This is a genomic window from Entomohabitans teleogrylli (genome assembly GCF_001484765.1).
In the GTDB taxonomy this organism is placed as follows: Bacteria; Pseudomonadota; Gammaproteobacteria; order Enterobacterales; family Enterobacteriaceae; genus Entomohabitans; species Entomohabitans teleogrylli.
The window spans coordinates 66,209-82,719 of sequence record NZ_KQ947382.1; the positions used below are offsets into that span (position 1 = coordinate 66,209).

At 56.5% G+C, this 16,511-nt stretch carries 15 protein-coding genes; 12 read left to right on the forward strand and 3 right to left on the reverse strand.

What is annotated here, in order from left to right:
* Nucleotides 1–3: 3 nt before the first annotated feature.
* Both recQ and rhtC read left to right on the forward strand, forming a co-directional pair.
* On the forward strand, nucleotides 4–1,839 hold the full coding sequence (recQ, locus tag AQ981_RS11025) for an ATP-dependent DNA helicase RecQ (protein ID WP_161969164.1): 1,836 nt from the start codon (nucleotides 4–6) through the stop codon (nucleotides 1,837–1,839).
* Between the two features lie 64 nt (nucleotides 1,840–1,903).
* A complete protein-coding gene (gene rhtC / locus AQ981_RS11030) occupies nucleotides 1,904–2,524 on the forward strand; it encodes a threonine export protein RhtC (RefSeq protein ID WP_058911802.1) in 621 nt (206 codons plus the stop codon).
* On the opposite strand, the gene rhtB is transcribed toward rhtC, so the two are convergent.
* Nucleotides 2,521–3,141 carry a homoserine/homoserine lactone efflux protein gene (gene rhtB, locus AQ981_RS11035; RefSeq protein WP_058911803.1) on the reverse strand — a complete coding sequence of 207 codons (621 nt, stop codon included), beginning with the start codon at nucleotides 3,139–3,141 and terminating at the stop codon, nucleotides 2,521–2,523. The two genes, rhtC and rhtB, sit on opposite strands and share 4 nt — an antisense overlap.
* A gap of 109 nt (nucleotides 3,142–3,250) precedes the next feature.
* Here rhtB and pldB point away from each other — a divergent pair, with 109 nt between their 5' ends.
* The 3 genes from pldB to AQ981_RS11050 all read left to right on the forward strand — a co-directional run bounded on the left by pldB (nucleotide 3,251) and on the right by AQ981_RS11050 (nucleotide 6,112).
* Entirely contained in the window at nucleotides 3,251–4,240 is a 990-nt protein-coding gene (pldB, locus tag AQ981_RS11040) for a lysophospholipase L2 (RefSeq protein ID WP_058911804.1), read from the forward strand.
* Nucleotides 4,241–4,300: 60 nt separating this feature from the next.
* Entirely contained in the window at nucleotides 4,301–5,107 is an 807-nt protein-coding gene (gene yigL / locus AQ981_RS11045; protein ID WP_058911805.1) for a sugar/pyridoxal phosphate phosphatase YigL, read from the forward strand.
* Between the two features lie 105 nt (nucleotides 5,108–5,212).
* Nucleotides 5,213–6,112, forward strand: a complete 900-nt coding sequence (locus AQ981_RS11050; RefSeq protein ID WP_058911806.1) for a carboxylate/amino acid/amine transporter — start codon at nucleotides 5,213–5,215, stop codon at nucleotides 6,110–6,112.
* Here the strand turns inward: AQ981_RS11050 and metR are convergent.
* Nucleotides 6,000–6,953, reverse strand: coding sequence for an HTH-type transcriptional regulator MetR (gene metR, locus AQ981_RS11055; RefSeq protein ID WP_058911807.1), 954 nt, complete (start codon nucleotides 6,951–6,953; stop codon nucleotides 6,000–6,002). The genes AQ981_RS11050 and metR overlap by 113 nt on opposite strands.
* A 231-nt stretch (nucleotides 6,954–7,184) precedes the next feature.
* Here metR and metE point away from each other — a divergent pair, with 231 nt between their 5' ends.
* Complete coding sequence (metE, locus tag AQ981_RS11060; RefSeq protein ID WP_058911808.1) at nucleotides 7,185–9,446, forward strand: 5-methyltetrahydropteroyltriglutamate--homocysteine S-methyltransferase; 2,262 nt, start codon at nucleotides 7,185–7,187, stop codon at nucleotides 9,444–9,446.
* Nucleotides 9,447–9,490: 44 nt separating this feature from the next.
* Here metE and AQ981_RS11065 read toward each other — a convergent pair whose 3' ends face one another.
* Nucleotides 9,491–10,330 carry a dienelactone hydrolase family protein gene (locus tag AQ981_RS11065; protein WP_058911809.1) on the reverse strand — a complete coding sequence of 280 codons (840 nt, stop codon included), beginning with the start codon at nucleotides 10,328–10,330 and terminating at the stop codon, nucleotides 9,491–9,493.
* Nucleotides 10,331–10,578: 248 nt separating this feature from the next.
* Here AQ981_RS11065 and udp point away from each other — a divergent pair, with 248 nt between their 5' ends.
* The 6 genes from udp (at nucleotide 10,579) to tatA (ending at nucleotide 16,511) form a co-directional block, all read left to right on the forward strand.
* On the forward strand, nucleotides 10,579–11,340 hold the full coding sequence (gene udp, locus AQ981_RS11070; RefSeq protein WP_058911810.1) for a uridine phosphorylase: 762 nt from the start codon (nucleotides 10,579–10,581) through the stop codon (nucleotides 11,338–11,340).
* Between the two features lie 302 nt (nucleotides 11,341–11,642).
* On the forward strand, nucleotides 11,643–13,076 hold the full coding sequence (gene rmuC / locus AQ981_RS11075) for a DNA recombination protein RmuC (RefSeq protein WP_058911811.1): 1,434 nt from the start codon (nucleotides 11,643–11,645) through the stop codon (nucleotides 13,074–13,076).
* Nucleotides 13,077–13,166: 90 nt separating this feature from the next.
* Nucleotides 13,167–13,922: a bifunctional demethylmenaquinone methyltransferase/2-methoxy-6-polyprenyl-1,4-benzoquinol methylase UbiE gene (gene ubiE / locus AQ981_RS11080; protein ID WP_058911812.1), complete on the forward strand. Its 756-nt coding sequence runs from the start codon at nucleotides 13,167–13,169 to the stop codon at nucleotides 13,920–13,922.
* Between the two features lie 13 nt (nucleotides 13,923–13,935).
* The gene (gene ubiJ / locus AQ981_RS11085; protein ID WP_058911813.1) at nucleotides 13,936–14,541 is read left to right on the forward strand and encodes a ubiquinone biosynthesis protein UbiJ; all 606 of its coding nucleotides are present in this window, start codon (nucleotides 13,936–13,938) and stop codon (nucleotides 14,539–14,541) included.
* Nucleotides 14,538–16,178, forward strand: a complete 1,641-nt coding sequence (ubiB, locus tag AQ981_RS11090; protein ID WP_058911814.1) for a ubiquinone biosynthesis regulatory protein kinase UbiB — start codon at nucleotides 14,538–14,540, stop codon at nucleotides 16,176–16,178. Before ubiJ ends, ubiB begins: the two co-directional genes overlap by 4 nt.
* A 75-nt stretch (nucleotides 16,179–16,253) precedes the next feature.
* Nucleotides 16,254–16,511, forward strand: coding sequence for a Sec-independent protein translocase subunit TatA (tatA, locus tag AQ981_RS11095; protein WP_058911815.1), 258 nt, complete (start codon nucleotides 16,254–16,256; stop codon nucleotides 16,509–16,511).

Sequence of the window (16,511 nt, forward strand, 5' to 3'; positions counted from 1 at the left end):
GGAGTGCGTGTGGCGCAGGCGGAAGTTATCAATCAGGAATCACTGGCCCGGCAGGTCTTACAGGAAACCTTCGGTTACCAGCAGTTCCGGCCTGGCCAGGAATCGATTATTTCCGCAGTGCTGGCGGGGCGCGACTGTCTGGTGGTGATGCCCACCGGCGGCGGGAAATCGCTCTGCTACCAGATTCCGGCGCTGGTGTTCAGCGGCCTGACGGTGGTTGTATCGCCGCTGATATCGCTGATGAAAGACCAGGTCGATCAGCTACAGGCCAACGGTGTGGCCGCCGCCTGCCTCAACTCGACCCAAAACCGCGAGCAGCAGCTTGAAGTGATCGCCGGTTGCCGCGATGGTTCAGTACGGCTGCTGTATGTGGCGCCGGAACGGCTGATGATGGACAGCCTGATCGATCGGCTCAGCCAGTGGAACCTGTCGCTGCTGGCGGTTGATGAAGCTCACTGTATCTCTCAGTGGGGCCATGATTTCCGCCCGGAATACGCGCTTCTGGGCCAGTTGCGCCAACGCTTCCCGCAGACGCCGTTTATGGCCCTGACCGCCACGGCGGATGATACTACCCGTCAGGATATCGCGCGTCTGCTGGGGCTGGACGATCCGCTAATTCAGATCAGCAGTTTCGACCGCCCCAATATTCGCTACATGCTGATGGAGAAGTTTAAACCGCTCGACCAGTTGATGCGCTATGTCCAGGAGCAGCGCGGTAAGTCGGGCATCATCTACTGTAACAGCCGTTCAAAAGTCGAAGATACCGCCGCCCGTCTGCAAAGCCGCGGGATTAGCGCCGCGGCTTACCATGCCGGACTGGAGAGCGAGATTCGCGCCGATGTGCAGGAAAAGTTCCAGCGTGACGATCTGCAAATCGTGGTGGCGACAGTGGCGTTCGGGATGGGGATCAACAAGCCCAACGTGCGATTTGTGGTGCATTTCGATATTCCGCGCAACATTGAATCCTACTATCAGGAGACCGGGCGCGCCGGGCGCGATGGCCTGCCGGCGGAAGCGATGCTGTTTTACGATCCGGCGGATATGGCGTGGCTGCGCCGCTGCCTTGAAGAGAAGCCGGCCGGGCCGCTACAGGAAATCGAACGCCATAAGCTCAACGCTATGGGGGCCTTTGCCGAAGCGCAGACCTGCCGGCGTCTGGTGTTACTGAACTATTTTGGCGAAGGGCGCCAGGAGCCGTGCGGCAACTGTGATATTTGCCTTGACCCGCCGCGCAAATATGATGGTCTGGAGGATGCCCAGAAGGCGCTGTCCTGTATCTATCGGGTGAATCAGCGCTTTGGTATGGGGTATGTGGTAGAGGTGTTGCGCGGGGCTAACAGCCAGCGTATTCGCGATATGGGGCACGACAAGCTCAAGGTCTACGGCGCCGGGCGCGAAAAAAGCCAGGAGCACTGGGTGAGCGTTATCCGCCAGTTGATTCATCTGGGCATGGTCACCCAGAACATTGCCCGGCATTCGGCGCTGCAACTGACCGAAGCCGCCCGGCCGGTGTTGCGTGGCGAAGTGGCGCTGATGCTGGCGGTGCCGCGCGTGGTGGCGCTCAAACCGCGGGTGATGCAGAAGTCTTACGGCGGGAATTACGATCGCAAACTGTTCGCCAAATTGCGCAAGCTGCGTAAAGCCATCGCCGATGAGGAAAATATCCCGCCGTACGTGGTGTTTAACGACGCGACGCTGATTGAAATGGCTGAACAGATGCCGCTTAGCCCGGGGGAGATGCTGAGCGTCAACGGCGTGGGAACGCGCAAGCTGGAGCGTTTCGGAAAACCGTTTATGACCTTAATTCGCCAGCATGTGGACGGCGATGACGAAGAGTAGTAGTCATCGCCCGTCTATCGTGCCAGGATAGTTTCTCACGTTACCGTTTCCGCGAGTTTTCCTTATGTTGATGCTATTTCTGATTGTGGCGTTAGTGCATCTGGTGGCGCTGATGAGCCCGGGGCCGGATTTCTTCTTTGTTTCCCAGACTGCCGTCAGCCGTTCACGCGGTGAGGCGATGATGGGGGTTCTGGGGATTACTTCCGGCGTTATGGTGTGGGCCGGCGTTGCGCTGCTGGGGCTGCATCTGATCCTCGATAAGATGGCCTGGCTGCACAATATCATTATGGTCGGTGGGGGGCTTTACCTGCTGTGGATGGGTTACCAGATGTTGCGCGGAGCGATGCGTAAAGCGCCGGAAAACGCCGCCGCGCCACAGGTGGAACTGGCTCGCCGGGGCCGCAGCTATATCAAAGGTCTGCTGACCAATCTGGCCAACCCGAAAGCGATTATCTACTTCGGCAGCGTGTTCTCACTGTTTGTCGGCGATAGCGTGGATACCGCGGCGCGCTGGGGGATTTTTTTACTGATCGCGCTGGAGACATTCGCCTGGTTTGCAGTGGTGGCCAGCCTGTTCGCCCTGCCGGCAATGCGTCGGGGATATCAGCGTCTGGCCTGCTGGATTGACGGCATGGCCGGGGCGCTGTTCGCCGGCTTCGGCATTCACTTGATTATTTCCCGCTAAGCGTGGCGCGCGCTGGCCAGCAGCGCGCCAATCAGCATAAACAAGGAACCAAACAGCCGGTTAAGCGCTTTTAACTGGCGTGGTCCTTTGATCCATGCGGCGATATGGGTTGCCAGGGTCGCGTAACCGATCATCACAATGATATCGACGATGATCGTCGTCGATCCAAGAATCACATACTGTATTACCTGCGGCTCCCCGGGGATGACAAACTGGGGAAACAGCGCCGCCAGGAAGACGATGCTCTTCGGATTGGTGAGGTTCACGAACACCGCGCGCCTGTAGAGGTGGCTGCGGGACTGCGCCTGCGCCACGGCGTTGAGGTCGATGGCTCCCGCGGCGCGCCATTGCTGAATACCCAACCAGATCAGGTAGGCTGCCCCGGCCCATTTCAGGATCTCAAACGCCAGCAGCGAGTGAGAAAACAGGGTCCCAAGGCCGATGCCGACCAGCACAATGTGGATGATCAAACCGGTCTGCAAACCGGCGATGGAAGGTAGCGCGCCCCGATAGCCGTGGCTGATGGCGGTACTCATGGTGTTAATCGCCCCGGATCCCGGAGATACGCTGAGGACTACCGCGGTCAGCAGGTATGCCAGCCACCACTCAATCGTCATGTGAAATTCCCTGAACGTCTGTTTTTATGCCACAATACGCTATTGTTGAGGGCTGTGCCACGAATCACAAAAAAAGCGATCTTTTACGCACGGGTGCGAAAAAACGCCTATGAATCAGCATAAAAAAGGATGGCTGGGCAGGGAAAAAGCATTTGCTGCTTTTACCATGGGCCCGCTAACGGATTTCTGGCGCACGCGGGAAGAGCGTGAGTTTAGCGGCGTGGATAATGTGCCGGTGCGTTTTGTGCGCTTTCGCGGCCATAACCACCACCGGGTTATTGTTATCTGCCCGGGGCGTATTGAAAGTTACGTCAAATATGCCGAACTGGCTTATGACCTGTTCCACTGCGGCTACGATATTCTGATCATCGACCACCGCGGCCAGGGGCGTTCCGGAAGAATACTTGAGGATAGTCACCGCGGTCACGTGGTGAACTTCAGCGATTATGTCGACGATCTGGAGCACTTCTGGCAGCAGGAGGTCGCCTCCGGCCCGTGGAAACAGCGCTTTATCCTGGCGCACTCCATGGGGGGAGCGATCAGTGCGCTGTTTATCCAGCGCCATCCTGAGGTGGTGGACGCCGTGGCGCTGTGCGCGCCGATGTTCGGCATTATCATTCGCCTGCCGGACTGGATGGTGCGCCATATTCTCGATTGGGCGGAAGAGCGTCCGCGCTTTCGCGATGGCTATGCCATTGGTACCGGGCGCTGGCTGGCGTTGCCGTTCAGCGTCAATGTTTTGACACACAGCCGGGAGCGTTATCGCCGCAACCTGCGTTTTTACGCCGACGAGCCGGCGCTGCGGGTGGGGGGACCAACGTATCACTGGGTGCGGGAAGGGATTCTCGCCGGAGAGCAGGTAATGGCAGGGGCCACTGCTATTACGCCGCCGTTATTGTTACTCCAGGCAGAGGACGATCATGTGGTGGATAACCGTATGCACGATCGCTTCTGTTCGATTAAGGCCGCGGCGGGCCACCCCTGTGAGGGGGGGAAACCTTATGTTATTGAAGGCGCGTACCATGAGATCCTGTTTGAAAAGGACGCGATGCGCGCCGCCGCGCTGAATGCCATTGTTGACTTTTTCGCGCGTTATTAAGCTACCGTCCGGCGGTTCGTAACCGCCAGGCGATTGACCACCAGAGGTTGAATTTATCTTATGTATCAGGTTGTTGCGTCTGATTTAGATGGCACGCTGCTGTCCCCCGATCATCGGCTTACGCCCTATGCCAAAGAAACGCTGAAATTACTTACCGCCCGCGGCGTCCATTTCGTTTTTGCGACCGGTCGCCATCATATTGATGTCGGGCAGATCCGCGGTAACCTCGGCATTGAAGCTTATATGATTACCTCTAATGGCGCCCGGGTGCACGATACCAGCGGTAATCTGGTGTTTGCTCATAACCTGGATCGCGATATCGCCGCCGATCTGTTCGGCATGATGCACAATGATCCCGATATTGTGACCAATGTTTACCGTGACGATGAGTGGTTTATGAACCGCCACCGCCCGGAAGAGATGAAATATTTTCAGGAAGCGGCGTTCAGTTATGCGCTGTTTGAGCCGGGTCTGCTGGAGCCGGAAGGGGTCAGCAAAGTCTTTTTCACCTGCGAAAGTCATGAAAAGCTGTTGCCGCTTGAGCAGGCGATTAACGCCCGCTGGGGCGATCGGGTGAATGTCAGTTTCTCGACGGTGACCTGCCTGGAGATCATGGCCGGCGGCGTTTCGAAGGGTCACGCGCTGGAAGCGGTGTCGGCGGCCATGGGTTACGGCCTTAAGTCCTGTATCGCCTTCGGCGACGGCATGAATGATAAAGAGATGCTGAGCATGGCTGGCAAAGGCTGCATTATGGCTAACGCGCATCAGCGCCTGAAAGATCTGCTGCCGGATCTAGAGGTTATTGGCACTAATGCCGATGATGCGGTGCCGCATTATCTGCGCAAGTTGTTCGGCATCGCGGGTTGATATTGACGACTGATTACTAAAAGTACAGTCGTCAACTAAATAGTCAGGTCGAGGGGCTGGTGCTTCGCTACAATGGGGATCCCTGTTTTCAGTGGATATCCCCTTGTGGCGTTACTGATTATTACCACCATTCTGTGGGCGTTTTCATTCAGCCTGATTGGCGAATATCTCGCCGGTAGCGTGGACAGCTATTTTTCCGTACTGGTACGGGTTGGTCTGGCCGCGCTGGTGTTTTTGCCTTTCCTGCGAACCCGCGGCCAGAGCTGGCGGGTGATCCTGATGTATATGCTGGTAGGGGCGATGCAGCTTGGTATCATGTATCTGCTCAGTTTCCGGGCCTTTATCTATCTGTCGGTGTCAGAATTCCTGCTGTTTACCGTCTTCACTCCCCTCTATATCACCATGATTTACGATCTCCTTAGTCGGCAACCGCTGCGCTGGGGCTATGCGCTGAGCGCGCTGCTGGCGGTAGCGGGAGCGGCGATCATTCGCTATGACCAGTTGAGCGACCATTTCTGGTTTGGGCTGTTGCTGGTACAACTGGCCAATATCAGCTTTGCGATGGGGATGGTGGGCTACAAGCGCCTGATGGAGATTCATCCAATGCCGCAGCACAGCGCATTTTCGTGGTTTTACCTCGGCGCCTTTCTGGTGGCCGTGGCGGCCTGGTTTACGCTGGGTAATCCGCAAAAGCTGCCGCAGACCGGGCTACAGTGGGGCATTCTGGTCTGGCTGGGCGTGGTGGCTTCCGGTCTGGGGTATTTTATGTGGAATTATGGCGCCACACAGGTCGATGCCGGAACGCTGGGGATTATGAACAATGTTCACGTACCTGCCGGGCTGCTGGTGAATCTGGCTATCTGGCAGCAGCAGCCCCACTGGCCGAGTTTTATTACCGGAGGGACGGTGATTCTGGCCTCGCTCTGGGTACATCGCCGCTGGGTCGCTCCGCGCTGCGTACAAACGGCAGGTGATCGCAGGCGTGATTGCGCGCCGAGCGAATAAACGCTTCCGTAATCGCCTGGCGCTGCTCGCCGTCGCGTACGGCGGCGTACAGGCGGCTCCACAAACCGTCCCCCAGGGTTTTGGTTACCACCAGGCCCTGGCGCTCAAAACTTTCCACCACCCAATGCGGCAGAGCGGCAATGCCCATTCTGGCGGCGACCATCTGGATTAGCAGCAGGGTGTTATCCACGTTTTTCAACGCCGGGCTAATGCCGGCAGGTTGCAGAAAATGGCGCCATACGTCCAGCCGGCTGCGCTGTACCGGATAGATAAGCAACGTCTCACTGGCTAAATCTTCCGGCGCTATCTGGGTTGTGCCGGCCAGCGGATGATCCGGGGCTACCACCAGCCGCACTTCAAAGTCAAACATCGGCGAATAGTGCAGCCCGCTACGCGGCAGAATATCCGATGTCATCACCAGATCCAGTTCACCCTGTTGTAGTGCGGGCTGAGGATCAAACGTCACGCCGGATTTGAAATCCATTTCGACCTGCGGCCAGCTGGCGCGGAAATTTTCCAGCGCCGGGGTTAGCCACTGAATACAGCTATGACATTCAATTGCGATGCGTAGTCGGGCTTGCTGCGGCTCATTGCAGGCCTGGAGCGCGCGGCTAATCTGCGGCAGCACCTGATTTGCCAGTTGTAGCAGGATCTCGCCCTGCGGCGTAAAACGCAGCGGCTGGCTTTTACGCACAAATAGCCGGAAGCCAAGGCGCTGTTCCAGATCGCTGAACTGGTGAGACAGGGCGGACTGGGTCTGGTGCAGCATCGCGGCGGCGGCGGCCAGCGAACCCGTCGTACGCAACGCTTGCAGCGTTTTCAGGTGTTTAATTTCGATCATGAAAGTCCTTCACTTCGGCATGAACATTTTGCGCTTGAGGAAGATACAGTACTTGCGAATTATAGCGGTGTAAACATCTGGACGTCTAAATCCTGTGTGTTTCGAATTTATGGCGCGTTGGCTGCGCCTGCCGATCCCGTGACTGACTTATGCCGGCTCCGGGGGATAAGCAAGTTTGCCGCCTTCCCTGAATCCGAAATCCTTCGGATGACAAATTATGAGGTTTTAAGAATGACAATCCTGAATCACACCCCTGGCTTTCCCCGCATTGGTCTGCGTCGCGAACTGAAAAAAGCCCAGGAAAGCTACTGGGCGGGGAACGCTTCCCGTGAACAACTGTTGACGGTAGGCCGTGAATTGCGGGCGCGCCACTGGGAACAGCAAAAGCAGGCGGGCATCGATCTGCTGCCGGTGGGCGATTTTGCCTGGTACGACCATGTTCTGACCACCAGCCTGCTGCTTGGCAATGTGCCGGCTCGTCATCAGAACAACGATGGATCGGTGGATATCGATACCCTGTTCCGTATTGCCCGCGGCCGGGCGCCGACCGGCGAGCCAGCGGCGGCGGCGGAAATGACCAAATGGTTTAACACCAACTACCACTACATGGTACCGGAGTTTGTCAAAGGCCAGCAGTTTAAGCTGACCTGGACCCAGTTGCTTGAGGAAGTGGACGAAGCGCTGGCGCTGGGCTATCGGGTGAAACCCGTATTGCTCGGGCCGGTCACTTATCTGTGGCTGGGGAAAGTGAAGGGCGAACAGTTTGACCGCCTGAGCCTGTTGCAGGACATTCTGCCGGTTTACCAACAAGTATTGGCTGAACTGGCGCAGCGGGGTATTGAGTGGGTACAGATTGATGAGCCGGCGCTGGTGCTGGAGCTCCCGCAACAATGGCTGGAGGCTTTTAAACCGGCCTGTGACGCGCTGCAGGGCCAGGTAAAACTGCTGCTGACTACCTATTTTGAAGGGGTGACGCATAACCTCGATACCATTACCGCTCTGCCGGTACAGGGGTTGCATGTCGATCTGGTACACGGCAAGGATGATGTGGCGGAACTGCAACAACGTTTACCGGCTGACTGGGTCCTGTCCGCGGGGCTGATAAATGGCCGGAACGTCTGGCGTGCCGATCTGACAGAAAAATATGCCCGGATTAAAGATCTCGTCGGGAAGCGGGAACTCTGGGTGGCCTCTTCCTGCTCTTTATTGCATAGCCCGATTGACCTGAGCGTGGAAACCCGTCTTGATGCGGAAGTGAAAAGCTGGTTCGCCTTCGCCCTGCAAAAATGCGGCGAGCTGGCGCTGCTGCGCGATGCCCTGAACAGCGGTGATACCACGCAGCTTGCGGCCTGGAGCGCGCCGATTCAGGCACGTCGCCATTCAACGCGGGTTCATAATACGACAGTGGAGCGGCGTCTGGCGGCGATAACCGCCCGGGACAGCCAGCGTGCCAGCGCTTATCCGCTACGCGCACAGGCGCAGCGCGCACGTTTTAACCTGCCGGACTGGCCGACCACCACTATCGGCTCTTTCCCGCAAACCACAGAAATTCGCGGCCTGCGTCTGGATTTTAAAAAGGGCAACCTTGACGCTAACCATTACCGCACCGGCATCGCGGAGCACATTAAGCAGGCGATTGTTGAACAGGAACGGCTGGGCCTCGACGTGCTGGTACATGGCGAAGCCGAGCGTAACGACATGGTGGAATATTTCGGCGAACATCTGGACGGTTTTGTCTTTACTCAGAACGGCTGGGTGCAGAGCTATGGCTCCCGCTGCGTGAAGCCGCCGGTGGTGATTGGCGATATCAGCCGCCCGGCGCCGATCACCGTCGAGTGGGCGAAGTACGCGCAGTCCCTGACCGATAAACCGGTAAAAGGCATGTTGACCGGCCCGGTAACGATTCTCTGCTGGTCCTTCCCACGTGAAGACGTGAGCCGGGAAACCATCGCCAAACAGATTGCCCTCGCGCTGCGCGATGAAGTGGCGGATCTGGAAGCCGCCGGAATCGGGATTATCCAGATCGATGAACCGGCGCTGCGTGAAGGTCTGCCGCTCAGACGCAGCGACTGGAATGCCTATTTGCAGTGGGGCGTGGAAGCCTTCCGCATCAACGCCGCGGTGGCGCAGGATGACACCCAGATCCACACCCATATGTGTTACTGCGAATTTAATGACATTATGGATTCCATTGCGGCGCTGGATGCGGATGTGATCACCATTGAGACCTCGCGCTCTGACATGGAATTGCTGGAATCATTCGAAGAGTTTGAATATCCGAATGAAATTGGCCCGGGTGTCTATGACATTCATTCACCGAATGTGCCCGATGTGGCGTGGATTGAGGCGTTACTGAAGAAAGCCGCGCTGCGTATACCAGCGCAGCGTCTGTGGGTCAACCCGGACTGCGGTCTGAAGACCCGCGGCTGGCCGGAAACCCGCGCCGCGCTGGCAAACATGGTGAAAGCGGCGCGCAACCTGCGCCAGGGGTAATATAAACCCGGGCAGGTATCCGCCTGCCCGCGGTTTTGCGTCAATCACGACTGAGAGGCGCGTTTCTCCTGCCCGTATTGAGCAAACCATGCCAGCATTCTCTGCCAGCCGTCTTTGGCCGATTCGGCGTGATAGCTGGGGCGATAGTCGGCGTTAAACGCATGGCCGGCTTCCGGATAGACAATAATTTCCGCCTTTGCGTTGGCGGCGCGTAGCGCCTGGCGCATGGTCTCCACACTCTCCAGCGAAATACCGGTATCCTGCGCGCCATATAGCCCGAGCACCGGCGCGCTGAGATCGACGGCGATATCCACCGGTTGCTTCGGCGTATTCAGCGTCTTATCCCCCACCAGTCTCCCGTACCACGCCACCGCAGCTTTCAGTTGCGGGTTATGGGCGGCATACAGCCAGGCGATACGCCCGCCCCAGCAAAAGCCCGTGATCATCAGGCGATGTGCATCGCCGCCGTTGCGCGCCGCCCAACTGGCGACATGATCGAGGTCGGCCAGTACCTGGTTATCGGGCACTCGGGAAACCAGTCCGCTGAACAGGGTTTGAATATCCGCGTAATCATTCGGATCGCCCTGACGGAAGTAGAGCTCCGGCGCCACGGCCAGATAGCCTTCCTGCGCCAGTCGGCGACACAGATCGCGGATGTGTTCATGAACGCCAAAAATCTCCTGAACTACGATCACCACCGGCAAAGGACCTTCGGCATGTTTAGGCCGGGCGAACCAGGCGGGCATACTGTCGCCCTGGGAAGGGATAGAGGTTTCCGCCGTGTGGATGTCTGCGGGCGATGTGTGAACCACGGTCGTCGCGATAGGCTCTGCGGCAGGTGCGAATTGCCCGCCGGAAGGGTGGGTTGTTGTGTTATCTGTCATGGCATTCTCCGTACCAGTAATCAGTCGCATGTGAACAACTATAGATTGCGGGAGAAGTGGCGCAAAAGTCGCCTTGTGTTATACATCACACGGATAACCTGGCTCTGTTTTGTGAGTATGATCACTAATTAAATTCTCGTTTATGTAACATATTTCATTTCAGGTGAACTCAGTCACGAAAATTTGCTGATGTGTTCTGTACAGTACCGCTTTGCTTCTCCTGAAAACTGACTACAGAGGAGTCTGTTATGTCTAAGTCTGACGTATTTCACCTCGGCCTGACCAAAGGCGACCTGCAGGGCGCAACGCTGGCCATTGTGCCGGGGGATCCTGAGCGAGTAGAAAAAATTGCCGCGCTGATGGAAAAACCGGTGAAGCTGGCATCGCATCGTGAATTCACCTCCTGGCGCGCCGAGCTTGACGGTAAGCCGGTGATCGTTTGTTCGACCGGTATCGGCGGCCCCTCCACGTCTATTGCCGTTGAAGAGCTGGCTCAGCTTGGTATCCGCACTTTCCTGCGCGTGGGGACCACCGGCGCGATTCAGCCGCATATCAATGTCGGCGATGTGCTGGTCACGACGGCGTCGGTTCGCCTTGACGGCGCCAGCCTGCATTTCGCGCCGCTGGAATACCCGGCAGTGGCGGATTTCTCCTGTACCACGGCGCTGGTTGAGGCCGCAAAGGCCGTCGGCGCGACGACGCATATTGGCGTAACGGCTTCTTCAGATACCTTTTATCCGGGCCAGGAACGTTATGACACGTTCTCCGGTCGGGTCGTACGTCAGTTTAAAGGCTCCATGGAAGAGTGGCAGTCGATGGGCGTCATGAACTATGAAATGGAATCGGCAACGTTGTTGACTATGTGCTCCAGCCAGGGGCTACGCGCCGGGATGGTGGCTGGGGTGATCGTCAACCGCACTCAGCAGGAGATCCCGAACAGCGAAACCATGAAGCAGACCGAAAGCCATGCGGTGCAAATCGTCGTGGAAGCTGCCCGCCGTCTGATCTGATATTACTGTCTGTGCCTGTGCCAGACGGGGCCGGGCGGATGGTTAACAAAGCCCAAAAAGCCCGCTTTTGGGCTTTGTTGTCTCTGCGCCGCGCTTAGGGTCACAGCAACCGTTGCCAGATTGACTTCCCGGCACCCCTGGGCGGCGCGCGGTGAAACCGGCGCTTGTCTCCTCCTTAAAAGCGACGTGCGTCGCTCTCTCCCTGATATATTGCGTAATACCTCGCAGGAAATCGCTTTTCATCTGGACATTTATACAGCAGAATTTTAGTTTGCCTGATTAAATGGTCTTGCGGAGGCATTGTGGATCTCACTCTTGTTTATATTCTGGCTGCCCTCGTCGCCGGTGGGCTGTTTGGCTGGCTGGCCAGCGGGCTGCGCGCCGCGCAGCAGCAGGCGGAAATGCAGGCGGAGCAGCGCGATATTTATGGCGAACTGATGGCGACACGTCAGGAGCTGGCGCAGAATCAGCACTGGCGGGAAGAGTGTGAACAGTTGAATCGCGAGCTGAGAAACCAACTGGAAATTAACAGCGCTCAGGAGGCCGACCTGCGCGAACTTTCTACCCGTCTGGAGGAGACGCGCATCAGCGCCGAAGAAAAGGTGCGCCAGATGATCAACAGTGAACAGCGCCTCAGCGAGCAGTTTGAAAATCTCGCCAACCGTATCTTTGAACACAGTAATCGCCGGGTGGACGAGCAGAATCGCCAGAGCCTGCACGGATTGCTGACGCCGCTGCGCGAACAACTGGACGGTTTTCGCCGCCAGGTGCAGGAGAGTTTTGGCCAGGAGGCCCGGGAGCGCCATACCCTGGCCTATGAAATCCGCAATTTACAGCAGCTTAACGCCCGTATGGCCCAGGAGGCGCTAAACCTTACCCGGGCGCTGAAAGGCGACAATAAAACTCAGGGTAACTGGGGGGAAGTGGTTCTCTCCCGGGTGCTGGAGGCGTCCGGACTGCGGGAAGGGCATGAGTATCAGACCCAGGTTAATATCCAGACAGAGAACCAGGCGCGGCTCCAGCCGGATGTGATTGTGCGACTGCCACAGGGCAAGGATGTGGTGATTGACGCCAAGATGACGCTGGTGGCCTATGAGCGCTACTTTAATGCCGAAGACGAACTCTCCCGTGAACAGGCATTGAATGAGCATATTGCGTCGGTGCGTAGTCATATGCGCCTGTTGGGACGTAAAGATTATCATCAGCTTCCCGGGCTGCGTTCGCTGGATTATGTGCTGATGTTTATCCCCGTTGAACCCGCGTTCCTGGTGGCGATTGATCGCCAGCCGGAGCTGATTAGCGAAGCGCTGCGGCATAATATTATGCTGGTCAGCCCCACCACGCTACTGGTAGCGTTGCGTACTATTGCCAATCTGTGGCGCTATGAGCACCAGAGCCGCAATGCCCAGCAGATCGCCGAACGGGCGGCGCGCCTGTATGACAAGCTGAGACTGTTTGTCGATGATATGTCGGCCATTGGTCACGGTCTGGATAAAGCGCAGGACAATTATCGCCAGGCGATGAAAAAACTCTCTCAGGGGCGCGGTAACCTGCTGGCGCAGGCCGATGCTTTCCGCCACCAGGGGGTGGAAATCAAAAAAGAGATTAATGCGGATCTGCTGGAGCAGGCGCGACAGAGCGATCCAGGAGCGGCCCCGACAGCGGAAGCGGCGGAGGCGTCCGGGGCCATTGCGGCGTTTGACAGCACATTGCGCCGTTCAAATGGCGAAGGGTGAGCGTGTACCATGGTGGTCTGGCTGGCGGTAGGGTAAACGCGGCCAATCTGTTACACTTCACGAACATTTTTTTGATAAGCAGGCTCAGAGATGGTTGAGGATTCACAGGATACAACGCATTTTGGCTTCCGTACTGTAGCCAAAGCCGAGAAAGCCAATATGGTGGCGAATGTCTTCCATTCCGTGGCGGCGAAATACGACATGATGAATGACCTGATGTCATTCGGTATCCACCGCCTGTGGAAGCGATTCACAATTGATTGCAGCGGCGTGCGCCGCGGCCAGCGGGTATTGGACCTGGCGGGCGGAACCGGCGATCTGACCGCGAAGTTTTCCCGCCTGGTGGGGGAAACCGGTGAGGTAGTTCTGGCGGATATTAACGACTCCATGCTGAAAATGGGGCGTGAAAAGCTGCGTAATCTCGGCGTTGTGGGCAATGTGAATTATGTGCAGGCTAATGCTGAGGCTCTGCCTTTCCCGGACAATACTTTTGACTGCATCACCATCTCTTTCGGGCTGCGCAATGTTACAGACAAAGAAAAAGCGCTGCGTTCGATGTTCCGGGTACTGAAGCCGGGCGGTCGTCTGCTGGTGCTGGAGTTTTCCAAACCGATTTTTGAGCCGCTCAGCAAAGCCTATGATGCCTACTCTTTCCACGTGCTGCCGCGGATTGGCGAAGTGGTGGCGCAGGATGCGGAGAGTTATCGCTATCTGGCGGAGTCTATCCGTATGCATCCCGACCAGAACACCCTCAAAGACATGATGCAAGAGGCGGGATATGAAAACGTCTCTTACTACAACCTGACGGCGGGCATTGTCGCGCTGCATCGCGGCTATAAGTTCTGAGCGGAGAAGAAATATGCCATTCGCACCGCTGATTACCGCCGCGCTGGAACAGGGGCTTAACGCCTTTCTCTATCGCGATAACGCCCTGAAAGCACCGCGCCAGCGCTTACTGGGCAAGGTTCTGCGCATTGAACTCGATGGGTTTTCCACGCCGCTGGTGCTGGTTTTTAGCGAGCGACAACTGGATGTGCTGGCGGCCTGGGAAGGCGAAGCTGACTGCACGGTGGTGACCCGGGTCAGCGTATTGCCGGAGCTGAGAAATCGTCAGCAACTGACGTCGCTGATTCGTAGCGGTAGTCTGGAGGTTAAAGGCGATATTCAGGTGGTTCAGAATCTGACAGCGCTGCTGGATTTGGCGGAATTCGATTTGGCGGAACTGCTGGCGCCATGGACGGGCGATATCGTGGCTGAAGGGGTAAGTAAAGTCATGCGCGGCGGTGGGCGTTTGCTGCGCCACGGCGTGGCGCGTCAGCAGCAGTACCTGGCGCAGGCGTTGACCGAAGAGTGGCGTATGGCGCCGGGGTCTCTTGAGGTCGCCTGGTTCGATGAGGAAGTCGCGGCGCTGGCCAGGGAACTGGATGCGCTGGAAAAACGTCTGGACAGACTGGAGGGCAAATGACGCCAGGAGAAATTCGGCGCCTCTATTTCATCGTCCATACTTTTTTAACCTATGGGCTTGATGAGCTGATCCCCAGAATGCGTATCACGCTGCCGCTGCGCATCTGGCGACGGATGCTGTTCTGGATACCGTGTCGCCACAAGGAAAAGCCGCTTGGCGCACGCTTACGCCTGGCGCTACAGGAACTGGGGCCGGTGTGGATTAAATTTGGCCAGATGCTTTCGACGCGCCGCGATCTGTTCCCGCCTCATATCGCCGATCAACTGGAATTGTTGCAGGATCGCGTTGCGCCCTTCGACGGGGCGCTGGCGAAAAAGCAGATTGAAAAAGCGATGGGCGGCTTGTCGGTAGAAGCCTGGTTTGATGATTTCCAGATTACCCCTCTGGCGTCGGCCTCTATTGCTCAGGTTCATACCGCGCGCCTGAAAGATAACGGTAAAGAGGTAGTGATTAAGGTTATCCGTCCGGATATCCTTCCGGTGATCAAAGCGGATATGAAGCTGATTTATCGCCTCGCTCGCTGGGTGCCTCGCCTATTGCCGGATGGCCGTCGTTTGCGCCCGACAGAGGTGGTGCGCGAGTATGAAAAAACGCTGCTTGATGAGCTTAATCTGGCTCGCGAGGCGGCGAATGCGATTCAACTGCGGCGTAATTTCGACAATAGCCCGATGCTCTATGTCCCGGAGGTTTATCCTGATTACTGCAATCAGGATATGATGGTGATGGAGCGGATTTACGGGGTGCCGGTTTCTGATGTTGTTACGCTGGAAAAAATGGGGACCAACATGCAGCTCCTCGCTGAACGTGGGGTGCAGGTGTTCTTCACTCAGGTCTTTCGGGACAGCTTTTTCCATGCTGATATGCATCCGGGCAATATTTTTGTCAGTTACGAACATCCTGAGAATCCCCGCTATATTGGGATTGACTGTGGGATTGTTGGTTCGCTGAACAAAAACGACAAGCGTTATTTGGCGGAAAACTTTATCGCGTTTTTCAACCGGGATTACCGTAAGGTGGCTGAATTACATGTGGATTCCGGCTGGGTTCCGCTGGATACCAACGTGGAGGAGTTTGAATTCGCTATCCGTACCGTGTGCGAGCCAATCTTTGAAAAGCCGCTGGCGGAGATCTCCTTTGGTCATGTGCTGTTAAATTTGTTCAACACGGCGCGTCGCTTCAATATGGAAGTACAGCCGCAACTGGTGCTATTGCAGAAAACGCTGCTCTATGTCGAAGGGGTCGGGCGGCAGCTTTATCCGCAACTGGATTTGTGGAAAACGGCGAAACCTTTCCTGGAGTCGTGGCTGAAGGAACAGGTCGGTTTTCCGGCGCTGGTACGCGCTTTTAAAGAAAAAGCCCCGTTCTGGGTCGAGAAAATGCCTGAAATTCCGGAGCTGGTATACGACAGTTTGCGCCAGGGCAAACAATTACAGCAAAGTGTTGATAAAATCGCCCGGGAAATCCATACGCATCGCGTGCGGCAAGGGCAATCGCGTTATTTATTCGCTATTGGGGCTACGTTGATTATTAGTGGTACATTATTGCTGATAAATCGACCAGACTGGGATGTCGTGACTGCCTGTCTGATGGCGGGGGGATTTGTCTCCTGGGTCATCGGCTGGCGCCGCACGGTCTGAATTAACATCGTCATTTACTGCCCACGTACCGTATACTGTGGCAGAAATGGAAACACGACTGAGTAGAGGAACATTATGGGTGGTATCAGTATTTGGCAATTGTTAATTATTGTTGTCATTGTGGTCTTGCTGTTTGGCACCAAAAAGCTGAGCTCCCTGGGCTCCGATCTGGGTGCGTCGATTAAAGGCTTTAAAAAAGCCATGAATGACGACGATGACAAAGAAAAAGAGAAATCTGCACAGGATGCGGACTTCACCACCAAAGCGCTTTCTGAAAAAGACAGTGATGTAAAGAAAGACGAAGCGAAGAGCAACGATAAAGAGCAGGTGTAA